Consider the following 13,988-nt stretch of genomic DNA (forward strand, 5'->3'; position numbering starts at 1 on the left):
GGTTATACACTATGGTCTTTTAATTTTTGGACGAATAACCTTGGGTTTTGCCTTTATTTTTGGTTTAATCACAACAGGAGGTCTTCCTTGCTTGCGGGCTTTTGGTACCTTTTGGATGTCTGGTTGATTAGGTTCTTGTTTATAATCTGGTTTTTTATTGTCAATAGGCTGTTCCTTGCTTTTATCCTTTTTCTCATCCTGAAAATTGTATCCTATTGGATAGGATAGGTTGGCGCGCACTAATGGAGGCAGCACTAAAATAAAGATAAACATTAGTAAATATTTGAAAATGAATGGTCTGTCCATTATGTAAATATAATAAAGTATGTTAACAAAGCTCCGTTTGAAAAATGAAATTAAGATGAAATTCGGGAATCAAATACTTTTGATATTTCATGTTGATTTCATCTTCGTTTTTGAATTTTGTGTAACGAGAATGTTAAATAGATACTAAAACTAAAATTATGAAGAAGAAAATTATGTATTCCGGTCTTGCTTTATTTTTCGCAGGTATGGCTATCCTGAGTGGATGCACAAAAGACAATAATAGTACTGCTAGTGGTACAACCAAGGTGGAGATAAGAATGACTGACGCACCTGGAGATTTTGATGAAATTAACCTGAATGTTAAAGAGATTATATTATTTTCTGAAGGTAAACCATATACTTTTGCTGCCAAAACAGATATCTTTAATATTTTAGATTTCAGGATTGGGACAAATAATCCTGATATTTTGGTAGCTTCAGGAGAGATGCCTAGTGGAGAGATTACCGAAATAAGATTGGTATTGAACGATTCAGGAAATACGATTGTTGTTGGTGGTGTTTCTCAAGAGTTGAAAACTCCGAGTGCTCAATCTTCCGGCTGGAAAGTTAAACTAAAAGCCAATCCATCTTTGTTACCTGGAGTAACTTATTCACTTTTGCTGGATTTCGATGCAGCAAAATCTATCGTAAGCACTGGAAATGGAAAATACTTACTTAAGCCTGTAGTGAGAGGACTTACTGCTGCCACATCGGGCTTAATATCTGGAACAGTATTGCCTTTATTGAGCCATCCTGAAGTATTGGTAATTTCAGGGACCGACACTGTTGGTACAATTGCAGATCCTTTAAATGGGAATTTTACCGTTGGTGGACTTGCAGCAGGCAATTATTCTGTAAAATTTGCACCTGTTGTGGGTTATAGAGACAGTACAATTACAAATGTAAATGTGGCTCTTGGTCAAAACACCAGTTTAGGAATCATTACGCTTAAACAATAAGCTAGAAGAAGAAATTATCACTATTCTGATAATACACATGCTTTTTATGTCATAGTGAAAAGCTAAGAAGGCTCCTGAAAAGGAGCTTTTTTATTAATGTTTTTTTTGTTGACCTGGGGCAAATGGTTTAGCAGAGTTTGAACCGGTTGCTTTTTTTGTCTGACCTGGAGGCACTTTGCCACTATTTCCTGCTGTTCTTGTTGTGTAACATGAACTACTGAGCATTATTGTTGCAATTACAAGAATGAAGTAAGTCATTTTCATATTTATGTATTTGATAAGTATTATCTAATAATGTGCCAGAAATTTGCTCATTTCTATAATATTAATTTTCATTAACTTACCGGCTTAAATCAACTTCATAAATATTTAAGTTATAACAAATGATTAAAAGACAGTTTCTATTGTTTTTGGGTATCTGTTTCGCCCAGATTTTACAAGCACAAACCGTATCCAGTATAAAGAAAGTAGATGCTTTATTGAAAACTCTCAATACCCCGATGTCTAAAAATGTGATGGTTATTGCACATAGGGGGGACTGGCGTAGTGCTCCTGAAAACTCTATTCAGGCTATAAAAAATGTGATTGAAATGGGAGTTGATATGGTAGAAATTGATATTCAGAAAACAAAAGATGGAGAGTTGGTATTAATGCACGATACTAAGCTGGACAGAACAACCACAGGTAAAGGTAAGGTGAGTGATTATACGCTCGAAGAAATAAAGAAAATGTATTTACGTAACGGTGCGGGCGTACCAACATCACATAGAATACCAACACTAGAGGAGGCACTTGATGCTTGTAAAGGGAATATCCTGGTGAACATAGATAAAGGCTACAATCATTTTAAAGAAGCTTATGAAGTAATTAAAAGAACAGGGACTGCAAAACAAGTAGTCATTAAGGGAGGAAAAAGATACGATCAGGTACTTTCTGAAAATGGTGATATCTTAAAGAATGTAATTTATATGCCTATTGTAAACATTACTAAACCAGATGCCAGAGCGGTAATTACAGATTTTAGTAAACAGCTTAAACCCCTAGCATTTGAACTGGTTTTTAATACGGATACAGTTGCTATGTTAAAGGATCTGAGTTTTATCAGAAAATCAGGTTCAAAAATCTGGATTAATACATTGTGGCCTAGTTTGAATGGTGGACATCATGATGATATGGCAGTGGAAGAAAACAAAGCAGAACAAAGTTGGGGATGGGTCATCAATAAAGGGGCAACTATGATTCAAACGGATCGTCCAAAGGAGTTGATAGAGTATTTAAGGAAAAAGGGATTACATAATTAAATTATTTCCTTTTAAAACTACGCATAGCCAATATTGCACTTAGCATCATCAATGCAGCGGCAATAAAATAAGGAGCACCTGGTATATAGGCCGGTGCATTTGCATTAGTGAAGTAATAAAAAATATAGGTCATAAACCAGGGGCCAAAGATGGAACTTAAGCTCATTAAACTGGTTAAACTACCTTGTAGTTCTCCTTGCTCATTTGCCGGTACCTGGTTAGTCATAATGCCTTGTAATGCAGGGCCGGCAATTCCGCCTAGTGCATAAGGAATCATAAAGGCAAACATCATCCAGCCTTGATTGGCCAGGCCGAATAAAACCATTCCTATGGCATAAAACATCAATCCAATCCAGATACTGCGTTCCTGGCCTAGTTTAGGAATGGCAATGCGGATGAGGCCACCTTGTACAATAGCAATCATCAGTCCTATAAAGCCTAATGAATAGCCTACTATATCTTCATTCCAGTCGAATTTTTGCATGGTATAGAAGGTCCATACGCTTTGTACAGCATGCGCTGCAAAATAAATAATGAACAGACATACTGATAGACTAATTACTGATGGGTATTTTTTTAATTGAAGTAATGAACCTAAGGGATTGCAACGCTTCCAATCTAACTCGCGACGGTGTTCTTTTGGTAGCGATTCTGGTAAAATAAAATATCCATAAGCTGCATTTAGCAAAGCGAGCGCCGCTGCAGCATAAAAGGGGTAGTGTACATCTATTTTACCTAATATACCTCCAATAACCGGGCCTAATATGAATCCTAGTCCAAAGGCAACACCGATCATTCCAAAGTTCTGTGCTCTTTTTTCAGGACTACTTACATCTGCTATATAGGCGGATGCTGTGGTAAAGCTTGCTCCTGTAATTCCAGCTATAATGCGTCCCAGAAATAACCAACCTATAGTGGGAGCAAAAGCAAGAAAAAGATAGTCTATTCCAAAACCAAGTAGTGAAAATAATAGAACAGGACGACGACCGTATTTATCACTGAGGTTTCCTACCAATGGAGCACATAAAAATTGCATCACTGCATAAGCTACCAGTAAAAGACCAGAAATTTTAGAAGCTTCACTAATATCGCCATGAATAAGCCCTTCAATAAGCTTTGGAAAGACAGGAATGATGATGGCAAGGCCAATTACGTCGATCAATAATGTAATGAAGATAAAACTTAATGCTGCGGGTCGTTTTTCTTGGTTTTTAGAAATCATGGGTTCAAATGTAAAGAAAAAAATAACCATTCTCCTCAGTGTCTGGCATCTGTTGCTGAAGGGCAACAGCGCCTGAGGTCGCTTTGGAGAAGGTGATTTTTTTGTCAAGCAGGGTGGTTATTCGAGTTGGTAAAGCATGAAGGTTAAATAAAGTGTTCTTTGTTGAGCAGGGTGGTTATTGGGGTGATCAAGTTAGGTGCTAAGGTGAATGTAGAGCCAGGATAGGGTTAAACCAAATTTATACTGATTAAAGGCTGGCTTTTTGAAAAATAAAAGGCACTTTTGCAAAACTGTAGAATAATAGAATGAGGATGTAAAAGAATTGCATATATATGGAAGAGGAAGTTGTTGAAGAGGTTGTTGTACTGATAGAACAGGAGGATGACGCGCAATTAAAAGTTTATCTGGATAATCTCAACATTTCAGATGTTGAGCATCTGATAGATGAGCTTCCTCAGTACGCGGTAAAATTTATTGATACACTATCTATTAAAAGAGCGGTAAATGTTTTCAGGATCCTTGACTTTCCAACTCAGGAAAGAATTATTAAGAAACTTCCGGGTAATAAGCTTGCAGAATTAATCAACCTTTTGCCACCAGATGACCGTACTTCTCTATTTAGTGAGTTAAAAGGGGATGCCGTAAAAAAATTGATCATCCTTTTGCCTGCAAAGGATAGGATAGAGGCACTTTCACTTTTGGGATATGAGGAGGATAGTGTGGGTCGATTAATGACACCAGACTATGTGGCCGTTAAGAAAGATTGGACAGTAAATCGGGTATTGGCACACATCAGACGTTACGGAAAAAATTCAGAGACGATTGATGTGATCTATGTAATTGATAAGGATGGAGTCTTGCTTGATGATATTAGAATCAGAGAAGTACTGTTAGCTGATCCAGAAGCTAAAATAGGTGAATTAACTGATCATAGATTGATCTCATTAAAAGTTAATGACCCACAGGAAGAGGCTATTAATGTGTTCAGGATGAATAATAGGGTGGCTTTACCTGTTGTAGATGATAATCATGTTTTGCTTGGAATAGTTACTGTTGATGACATTTTGTGGATAGCAAATGAAGAGTATACAGAAGATATCCATAAAATAGGGGGTACCCAGGCCTTGGATGAACCATACCTGGATGTTCCGGTATTTCAATTATATAAAAAGAGGGTAGTTTGGTTAATCGTGCTTTTTTTTGGGGAGTTGCTAACCATTTTTGCTATGTCAAATTTTGAACAGCAAATTGAAAAAGTAGTGATCCTGGCTACATTCATACCATTAATTATTTCAAGTGGTGGGAATAGCGGTTCACAGGCCGCAACTTTAATCATTCAGGCAATGGCACTTGGAGAAATTACCATCAAAGACTGGTGGCGGGTAATGCGCAGGGAGATATTTTCAGGAGTGTTTTTGGGCACAACATTATGTTTGTTAAGTTTTTCTGTGATTATCTTTTGGCAAGTGTTTTCTGGATCTCTTACAGAACCAGTGTTAATAGGATTGGTGGTCGGATGTTCTTTAATAGGTGTGGTTCTGTGGGGTACATTAATGGGGTCTATGCTACCTTTGCTTTTAAAGAAGCTTGGTGCCGATCCTGCTGTCTCATCCACCCCATTTGTAGCTACTCTGGTAGATGTGACAGGTCTGATCATTTATTTCTCTATGGCGCTGTTCTTCTTAAAAGGAGTACTACTCTAACCATATCTTCAATCTAAAAGAGCAATAAGTTATAAATAATAAAAGGCCGATCACAATTAAAATATGATCGGCCTTTTGAATGAATTATCTTGTATATATTTTATTTAACGTCTGATAGTGTAATGGTGAAATCCAATACAGAATTAGCAGGAATCCCTGGCTGAGAATCATTGCCATAACCATATTTCGAAGGAATAAACAACCTGATTTTACCACCCTTTTGAATATAAGGAATACCAATTTGCCAACCTGCAATTAAACCACCTAATGTAAATTCTCTTGGGCTACCGTTACTGCTATCAAAATTTTCAGATCCAGACAATACCTTACCTGAATAATCTACCGTAACTAAACTGCTTCCAGTATATTTTACTGAACCTGAACCTGGAGTAATCACATGATGAAACACACCATACTCATCCTTTACAGCAGGAATGTTATTAGCTGTTACGTAAGCTCTTATTGCAGTTGTATCCGCAGTAAATTGAGCCTCAGCATCAAATCCTTTTTTACAAGCAGAAAAGCCAAGTGTAATTGCTGCTATAGCTACTAAATATTTAATTTGTTTCATCTATTTTATTCTTTTGCTTTTTAATTTGTTGAAATGATCTATCCTTCGTTTTGCGCAGAAAATAATGCATGCTCAGAGAAGACCTAGGAATTTTTGCCATCCTTCATGGCAAAAGGTTCCAGACTTCGAAGAGTCTTGCTTTATTTTCAATACTAAACGTTAAACCTGAAGTGCATAATGTCGCCATCTGCTACAACGTATGTTTTACCTTCAACAGCTAATTTACCGGCCTCTTTACAAGCATTCTCTGAACCTAGGGTTATAAAGTCTTCATATTTAATAACCTCTGCACGGATGAAGCCTTTTTCGAAATCAGTATGAATAACTCCAGCAGCCTGAGGGGCAGTAAAGCCTTTAGTAATTGTCCACGCTCTTACTTCTTGCACACCAGCAGTAAAGTAAGTGTATAAATCTAATAAACGATAAGCCGCAACAATCAGCTTGTTTACACCAGACTCAGTCAAACCAAGATCAGCTAAAAACTCCTGACGCTCTTCATAACTTTCAAGCTCAGCAATTTCAGATTCTATTTTAGCAGAAATAACAAGTACTTCAGCATTTTCATCTTTTACAGCTTCTTTAACTCGTTCAACATAAGCATTTCCAGTAACTACAGATGCTTCGTCCACATTACAAGCGTACATTACAGGTTTTTGTGTAAGCAAGCCCAGATCCTGGATATATTCAAAATCTTCAGCAGAAACTGCTGCAGAACGAACAGATTTACCACTCTCAATATGCGTTTTAATTACACTTAAAATATCGAAAGTTCTTTTGGCATCCTTATCAGTCTTAGCCATCTTCTCTACTTTCTGAATACGTTTTGTAACAGTATCCAGATCTTTCAATTGTAATTCAGTATCAATGATCTCTTTATCGCGGATCGGATCAACAGAACCATCTACGTGAATCACATTGCCATCATCAAAACAACGTAACACATGAATAATTGCATTTGTTGCTCTGATATTACCTAAAAACTGGTTTCCTAAACCTTCACCTTTAGAAGCACCTTTTACAAGACCTGCAATATCAACGATTTCTATAGTGTTCGGAACAATACGATTTGGCTTAACCAATTCTGCTAATTTTGTCAATCTCTCGTCCGGTACGGTAATTACACCTATATTCGGTTCGATTGTACAGAAAGGAAAGTTTGCCGCCTGGGCTTTTGCGTTAGATAAACAGTTAAATAATGTAGATTTTCCAACATTTGGTAAACCAACTATACCACATTGTAATGCCATGAATGATTTTTTTCTTGATTTGGCGCAAAGGTATCAATTTTTTAAAAATATTTTTTATGTTTAGGGCTACTTAACATTATTGAATAATAATTAACAACTATGGATAATTTTGAAGAAGCTGAGTCAGTAGAAGAACCTGGTCAGGAGCAAGAGCAATTAGTGGTAACAGAAGAGATCAGAAGCTATATTTATGAAACAGCAAAATGGACGAAATTCCTTTCTGTTGTGGGTTTGGTAGTAGCTGTTTTTCTAGCTTTAATGGCCTTTAGTGCCAATGCAATTATCGATGGACTTGCATTAGCAGCTCCGGGAAATGCTTTAGTACAAATGGGGACCGCATTTTTAACAGTATATTTTTTATGCCTTTCTTTAATGCTGTTTTATCCTAGTTTTCTATTGTTCAAATACTCGAATGCAGCCACTACTGCAGTATTGTATGCCGATCAGGAGAATTTTACCATTGCAATGAAAAAGATGAAGTCCTTGTTTAAGTTCTGGGGTATTATCACCATTATTATACTTTCATTGTATATTTTTAGCTTTTTGATGATGATCGTAGCTAAAACTGGTGGGGCTGCATAGTTGTTTCTATTTTATATTTAAACGTTTTGATTTCTTTTTTTAACAAGCTTTCAAAGTAGGGGTTTAATAATTTAGCAAGACCTAATCCTATACCACCTGCAGGTGGGTGGTATGATATTACAATTTTAAGTAAGGTCTCCTCTGAATCCGGACGCTCAGCAAATTCTACCCGGCCTATGTGATGAATCAATGTGCCGGGAGCCGAACGCCATCCAATTAACCTTCCGGGTTCATCTTTAACAATTTCAGCATGCCAATCTACAGGAAATACATTGCCAAGGATATTAGATTTCCATCGGGAAAGATTTTCTCCTTCCATTTCCACATTTAATAGATGATTTACACTTACTGGAAGATTACTCAAATTACGCCAGTAAGTATAGACTTCTTTAGCAGGACGGTCGATAATGAATTCACCCCTTATATTAATTGCATGTGGTCTGCTTGCATCAATCCCAAGTAGTTCATAAAACATACAATGACCTGTAAAAGCACGGTAAGCAAGGTAAGAACCGTATAAAAATGATGTACGAAGTGGACGTTTTATTCCTCTGCCAATTAAGAACCCACCTAACAGCATGGAAACCATTCGCTCATTCAATCCTATATTTTCATAATGCTGCTTTTCAATGGAAAATTTACCAGAACGTAGTTTTAAAGTGTTTTGATGCATAATCATAGTATTGATAATTTGTTTGTTTACTATTCTATCTTTTATATGCAGCTATTGCCTTTCCAATATTAACAACATCAATATTGCTTAGATCTCCCCAAATTTGCTCCCAACTTCCATCTTTTTCCTGTCTGATCTGTGTAATGTTTTTGCCCTCCACATTACATTTGAAATATTCAGCACCATCGGTGGTTTCTTCTGGTTCTACCTGAATTGTCTTCATAGAACCATTTAAACTAATGTTAATATCGAAGTTTTCCGGTTGTATGTCTAAATTTTCCATTACAATTGTATTATGATTAAACATTAAGATATACCTTAGATACTAACACTTTAGCTAAGATTAAGTTTTATTTTTTAATTTGCAGAACCAAATCAAAACCTAACGACAATATGAATTATGATAAGAAATATCCAGATGTTTATAAAGGTTACTTCAATTACAGAGAGCCATTTACTGAAAAACTGGAAGATATTTATCAAAACCCCGTAGTTATCCCCATCTATCATATTGATGAATTGTTTAATGAACAGGCTTTAAATGATATTTACAGGTTAAATGAAATTAGCAATGATGCTTCTTTGAAGGATGAGTATGATTTGTTAAATGCCCAATTAAAGGAAAGGGATATCAATATTTTTAGATATTTCCATTTCATTGCCGCACAACGTCATGTTTTGTATGAACTAAAGACAAAATACCGTGATTTTTATGAGTTGGAACATACCTTGAAACAATTTGAAGCAATAGGTTATGATGTAAGCAAAGCCAGGGAAACGGATTTGGTTCTTAGAAAGAAAGCACTCTTAGATTTTCAGGCCAGGCTTTGTTACAGGCAGCTGGCTTAGTTCTGAGCTAGATTAGTAATTCTACAACATTTTTTATTGCAGGATTTCTATTCGATTCTTTCCATGCAACATAAAGTTCGGTGCGTTGTGGGATGTTTTTCATTTCGATAAACTTAACATTCAAATTGTATCCATATTGCAAAGAAGTGGGTACAATTGCTACACCAAGACCTTCCTCTACAAGTTTAAATATGGTCAGCGCATTTACTGATTTATGAAATACCTTTGGTCTGAAACCGGCGTCTTCACAGATACTGGTAATCAACTCGTGGTAAAAGGGGCTGTCATCACTGGAGAAAAAGATAAATGGGTCATTACTGAAATCTCTGACGCTGTTAAAGTTTGCTTCATTTACTGGATGGCCTATGGGTAAAACCATGGCAAAGGTATCCTGATGGACAAGTTGTCTGGAAAGGCCATCTGGTAATCTATGTAAACGTACAAAGGCAAGATCTAACTTATCTTTTTCCAGTTGTTCTATCTGAAGCCTGTTTGGCATCTCATCCAGGATGGTCTGGATTCCCGGGTATTGCTGATTTAGTTTAAGTACCAATTCAGGTACTATTTTTTGTGCTGCAGAACCTAAAAATCCAATACGTATTTCAGTTTCTTTACCCTGACTGATGTTGTCTATTTGTCGGCGGATGGTTTCCAGGTGGTTGAAAATGAAATCTACTTCTTCTTTTAAATACAATCCTGCTGCGGTAAGTTCTACCTTTTTCTTACTTCGGTCAAACAGACTGGCGCCCAATAGTTCTTCCATTTGCATAATCTGCCTGCTAAGTCCGGGCTGTGAAATAAACAGCAGCTCTGCTGCTTTTCTAAACTTCAATTCCTGGGCAAGAACCTGGAAGTATTTTAAGTGTCGCAGTTCTATTTGATAACTCATGGTTATTGATTGATGATGTAATTGGTATTTATAAGTATCAAAGATAGGGGTTATATTTGTGTAAACGATTTTGAGATGAGTGCAAATCATAATTTTAATTACGGTTCAGATTTCCTTACAGTAAGCAAAACAATTGCAATTAGTAAAGGAACAATTAAAGGTGTTTTAAACGAGGAAACTCGTCGGAAGATAAAAGAAAGCAGTGCTATTGTTGAGAAAATAGCGCTTTCTGATAAAGCAGTATATGGAATCAATACTGGGTTTGGCCCACTTTGTACATCTATGATCTCTTCAGAAGATACCAAAAAGCTTCAGGAGAATATTTTGAAGAGTCATGCTGTAGGCGTTGGAACACCAATTGATGATGAGATTTCTAAAATTATGTTGGTGCTTAAATTGCAGGCATTGGCCAAAGGTTATTCAGGCATTCAGGAAGCTACATTAGATCGTATGATCTGGCATTTAGAGAACGATGTAATTCCTGTAGTTCCGAAACAAGGATCAGTAGGAGCATCGGGCGATTTAGCTCCTTTATCTCATCTTTTTCTCCCATTAATTGGATTGGGTAGAGTGCATTATAAGGGGAATATTGTATCCACAGAGGAAGTTTTAAAAGAATATGGTTTAAAGCCAATTGGATTAGGTGCTAAAGAAGGCCTCGCATTGATTAACGGTACTCAGTTTATTGCTGCACACGCAGTAAAAGTAGTTGCGCGTTTTCATAATGTTCTGGCGACTGCAGATATTACGGCTGCCATGATGCTGGAAGGATTAATGGGCTCAGCTAAGCCATTTCATGAGGGATTACATGAGTTAAGGCCTTATAAAGGTAACCAGCATGTTGCTGCTAACATCAGAAACCTATTAGCTGATTCGGAGATTGTGGGTTCACACCTGGATTGTGCAAAAGTACAGGACCCTTATTCGCTGCGTTGTATTCCACAAGTACATGGTGCATCTAGAAATGCCTGGTTACATTTGAAAGAAACACTGGAAATAGAAATAAACTCCGTTACTGATAATCCCGTTATATTTAGTGAAGACCTGACGATCAGTGGTGGTAATTTCCACGGACAGCCTATTGCTATGCCTTTGGATTATGCTTGTCTTGCAGCTTCAGAAATTGGAAATATATCAGACCGCAGGATTTATCTTTCTCTGGAAGGAAATACGGATGGCGTACCTAAGTTATTAATGCGTGAAACGGGTTTAAATTCAGGTTTCATGATTCTTCAATATACTTCTGCGGCATTGGCTAGTGAGAACAAAGGCCTTTGTTTCCCGGCAAGTGCAGATAGTATTCCTACTTCACTAGGGCAGGAAGATCATGTGAGTATGGGCTCAATCAGCGGAAGAAAAGCTTTGCAAGTTATTGAAAACGTAGAAAGAATTTTAGGAATAGAACTTTTCTGTGCAGCACAGGCCATAGATTATCATGCTCCGTTAAAATCAGGAAAAATGATCAATGCTGTACATGATTACGTTCGTTCAAAAGTTGAACATCTGGAAGAAGATCAGATCATGTATGAGATGATGGAAAAAGTAATAGAAATGGTGAAGGATGGAACGATACTTGAAATTGCAGTGAATGCTGCAAAAAAAGAAGGTGTTGCCAATACCACAATCTTTACGGATCTGTTTGAAAATTATTAATTCCGGATTTTATCTATTTAATTCCAGTTACCATGAATTTTAAGGAACAAGTTTTACAGGGAATTCCTAAGCAATTGCCTGCAAAAAAAGAATACGATCTGAAGGTTAGCCATGCACCGGTAAGAAAGGATATATTAACTAAAGAAGAGAAGAAGTTAGCCCTTCGTAATGCATTACGGTATTTTCCGGAAGTATGGCATAAGGAATTGGCGGCAGATTTTTTGGCTGAACTTCAAGCTTACGGGCGGATTTATATGCATCGGTTCAGACCGGATTATGAGATGTATGCACGCCCGGTTACGGAGTATCCTTATCAGAGCATACATGCTGCCTGTATCATGTTGATGATTCAGAATAACCTTGATCCTGCTATTGCACAACATCCTCATGAGCTGATTACTTATGGTGGTAATGGTGGTGTTTTTCAGAACTGGGCGCAATATCTGTTAACCATGCAATACCTGGCAAAGATGACAGATGAGCAAACGTTGAATATGTATAGTGGGCATCCGCAGGGATTGTTTCCTTCTTCGGCCGCTGCGCCAAGGGTTGTGGTTACGAATGGAATGATGATTCCAAATTATTCATCACCAGATGATCTGGAAAAATATAGCGCCCTTGGGGTAACCCAATACGGACAAATGACTGCTGGTTCATACATGTATATTGGTCCGCAGGGGATTGTTCATGGAACTACAATTACATTGATGAATGCTTTCAGAAAGAAATTGGGCACTTCAGCTACACCTGCTGGCCGGATTTTCCTTACTGCCGGATTAGGTGGAATGAGTGGGGCACAACCAAAGGCTGGTAACATTACGGGCTGCATTACGGTTTGTGCAGAAATTAATCCTGCTGCAGCACGAAAAAGACATGAACAAGGTTGGGTTGATGAATTGATTGAAGATTTGGCAGTGCTGGTAGAAAGGATAAAAACAGCACAAGCTGATCAGCAAACCGTATCTCTGGCCTTTATTGGAAATATTGTTGATGTTTGGGAATACTTTGATCAACACGGGATTTTTGTGGAGATTGGATCAGACCAGACTTCATTACATAACCCGTGGTCTGGTGGATATTATCCGGTAGGTCTGAGTTATGAAGCATCAAATTTGATGATGGCTGCAGAACCTGAACGTTTTAAAGAAAAGGTACAGGCTTCATTGGTTAGACATGCGGCTGCGGTGAACAGTCATGTAGCTAAAGGGACTTATTTCTTTGATTATGGCAATGCTTTCTTATTGGAATGTAGCAGGGCAGGAGCAGATGTAATGGCTGCTAATGGAATAGATTTTAAATATCCTTCCTATGTAGAAGATATTTTAGGCCCTATGTGTTTTGACTATGGATTTGGACCTTTCAGGTGGGTTTGTACATCAGGAGATCCAAAAGACTTAGCCATAACAGATCGCCTGGCAATGGAGGTATTGCAAGGGATTAAAGAGGTAGCTCCTGACGAAATACAACAGCAACTTCAGGATAATATCACCTGGATTAAAGAAGCTGGTGCCAATAAAATGGTAGTAGGCTCACAGGCCAGGATTCTTTATGCGGATGCTGAAGGTCGGGCTAAAATGGCAGAAAGATTTAACGAAGCAGTGGAATCAGGTTTGTTATCGGCACCAGTTGTATTGGGTAGAGATCATCATGATGTAAGCGGAACAGATTCTCCTTTCAGGGAAACCAGTAATATTTATGATGGTAGTCGCTTTACTGCTGATATGGCTATTCATAATGTTATTGGGGATAGTTTTAGAGGCGCAACCTGGGTGTCCATTCATAATGGCGGTGGAGTAGGCTGGGGAGAAGTGACTAACGGTGGTTTTGGAATGGTACTGGATGGTTCAGCAGCTGCAGCTGTAAAGTTGAAGAGTATGTTGTTTTTCGATGTAAACAATGGCATTGCGAGAAGAAGCTGGGCTAGAAATGCAGCAGCCCGGTTTGCCATTGAAAGAGAGATGGAAAGGACTCCTGCATTGAATATAACTGTGCCCCACCTGGTTAATGATAGCTTGTTAGATGGTTTGTTCTAA

Annotated in this window: 15 protein-coding genes; 7 read left to right on the top strand and 8 right to left on the bottom strand. The window is 37.7% G+C overall.

The window, feature by feature from the left end:
- Positions 1–9 precede the first annotated feature (9 nt).
- Entirely contained in the window at positions 10–273 is a 264-nt protein-coding gene (locus ABDJ41_RS11230) for a hypothetical protein (RefSeq protein WP_349786098.1), read from the bottom strand.
- 191 nt (positions 274–464) lie between these two features.
- On the opposite strand from ABDJ41_RS11230, the gene ABDJ41_RS11235 reads away from it, so the two are divergent.
- Entirely contained in the window at positions 465–1,265 is an 801-nt protein-coding gene (locus tag ABDJ41_RS11235) for a DUF4382 domain-containing protein (protein WP_349786099.1), read from the top strand.
- Between the two features lie 93 nt (positions 1,266–1,358).
- Here the strand turns inward: ABDJ41_RS11235 and ABDJ41_RS11240 are convergent, their stop codons facing one another.
- Positions 1,359–1,529, bottom strand: a complete 171-nt coding sequence (locus ABDJ41_RS11240) for a quinol oxidase subunit 4 (RefSeq protein ID WP_349786100.1) — start codon at positions 1,527–1,529, stop codon at positions 1,359–1,361.
- Between the two features lie 119 nt (positions 1,530–1,648).
- Here ABDJ41_RS11240 and ABDJ41_RS11245 point away from each other — a divergent pair, with 119 nt between their 5' ends.
- Complete coding sequence (locus ABDJ41_RS11245; RefSeq protein WP_349786101.1) at positions 1,649–2,566, top strand: glycerophosphodiester phosphodiesterase family protein; 918 nt, start codon at positions 1,649–1,651, stop codon at positions 2,564–2,566.
- Position 2,567: 1 nt separating this feature from the next.
- Here ABDJ41_RS11245 and ABDJ41_RS11250 read toward each other — a convergent pair whose 3' ends face one another.
- Positions 2,568–3,788: a TCR/Tet family MFS transporter gene (locus ABDJ41_RS11250; RefSeq protein WP_349786102.1), complete on the bottom strand. Its 1,221-nt coding sequence runs from the start codon at positions 3,786–3,788 to the stop codon at positions 2,568–2,570.
- Positions 3,789–4,120: 332 nt separating this feature from the next.
- Here ABDJ41_RS11250 and mgtE point away from each other — a divergent pair, with 332 nt between their 5' ends.
- Positions 4,121–5,491 (top strand): magnesium transporter, encoded by a 1,371-nt coding sequence (gene mgtE, locus ABDJ41_RS11255; RefSeq protein WP_349786103.1) that lies wholly within the window; start codon positions 4,121–4,123, stop codon positions 5,489–5,491.
- A 100-nt stretch (positions 5,492–5,591) separates the two neighbouring features.
- Here the strand turns inward: mgtE and ABDJ41_RS11260 are convergent, their stop codons facing one another.
- Both ABDJ41_RS11260 and ychF read right to left on the bottom strand, forming a co-directional pair.
- Positions 5,592–6,062, bottom strand: a complete 471-nt coding sequence (locus ABDJ41_RS11260; RefSeq protein WP_349786104.1) for an FKBP-type peptidyl-prolyl cis-trans isomerase — start codon at positions 6,060–6,062, stop codon at positions 5,592–5,594.
- A gap of 152 nt (positions 6,063–6,214) precedes the next feature.
- Complete coding sequence (gene ychF, locus ABDJ41_RS11265) at positions 6,215–7,309, bottom strand: redox-regulated ATPase YchF (RefSeq protein ID WP_349786105.1); 1,095 nt, start codon at positions 7,307–7,309, stop codon at positions 6,215–6,217.
- Between the two features lie 99 nt (positions 7,310–7,408).
- Here ychF and ABDJ41_RS11270 point away from each other — a divergent pair, with 99 nt between their 5' ends.
- On the top strand, positions 7,409–7,891 hold the full coding sequence (locus ABDJ41_RS11270; RefSeq protein ID WP_349786106.1) for a hypothetical protein: 483 nt from the start codon (positions 7,409–7,411) through the stop codon (positions 7,889–7,891).
- Here ABDJ41_RS11270 and ABDJ41_RS11275 read toward each other — a convergent pair.
- Positions 7,869–8,570 carry a YgaP-like transmembrane domain gene (locus ABDJ41_RS11275; RefSeq protein ID WP_349786107.1) on the bottom strand — a complete coding sequence of 234 codons (702 nt, stop codon included), beginning with the start codon at positions 8,568–8,570 and terminating at the stop codon, positions 7,869–7,871. The two genes, ABDJ41_RS11270 and ABDJ41_RS11275, sit on opposite strands and share 23 nt — an antisense overlap.
- A gap of 28 nt (positions 8,571–8,598) precedes the next feature.
- Positions 8,599–8,847: a hypothetical protein gene (locus ABDJ41_RS11280; RefSeq protein WP_349786108.1), complete on the bottom strand. Its 249-nt coding sequence runs from the start codon at positions 8,845–8,847 to the stop codon at positions 8,599–8,601.
- A gap of 110 nt (positions 8,848–8,957) precedes the next feature.
- Here ABDJ41_RS11280 and ABDJ41_RS11285 point away from each other — a divergent pair, with 110 nt between their 5' ends.
- On the top strand, positions 8,958–9,413 hold the full coding sequence (locus ABDJ41_RS11285; protein ID WP_349786109.1) for a hypothetical protein: 456 nt from the start codon (positions 8,958–8,960) through the stop codon (positions 9,411–9,413).
- Between the two features lie 7 nt (positions 9,414–9,420).
- On the opposite strand, the gene ABDJ41_RS11290 is transcribed toward ABDJ41_RS11285, so the two are convergent.
- On the bottom strand, positions 9,421–10,302 hold the full coding sequence (locus ABDJ41_RS11290; RefSeq protein WP_349786110.1) for a LysR family transcriptional regulator: 882 nt from the start codon (positions 10,300–10,302) through the stop codon (positions 9,421–9,423).
- 75 nt (positions 10,303–10,377) lie between these two features.
- On the opposite strand from ABDJ41_RS11290, the gene hutH reads away from it, so the two are divergent.
- Both hutH and hutU read left to right on the top strand, forming a co-directional pair.
- Positions 10,378–11,955, top strand: a complete 1,578-nt coding sequence (gene hutH, locus ABDJ41_RS11295) for a histidine ammonia-lyase (protein ID WP_349786111.1) — start codon at positions 10,378–10,380, stop codon at positions 11,953–11,955.
- Between the two features lie 32 nt (positions 11,956–11,987).
- Positions 11,988–13,988: a urocanate hydratase gene (gene hutU / locus ABDJ41_RS11300; protein ID WP_349786112.1), complete on the top strand. Its 2,001-nt coding sequence runs from the start codon at positions 11,988–11,990 to the stop codon at positions 13,986–13,988.

Origin of the sequence: Pedobacter sp. ASV1-7 (assembly GCF_040203335.1) — a bacterium.
Classification (GTDB): domain Bacteria; phylum Bacteroidota; class Bacteroidia; order Sphingobacteriales; family Sphingobacteriaceae; genus Pedobacter.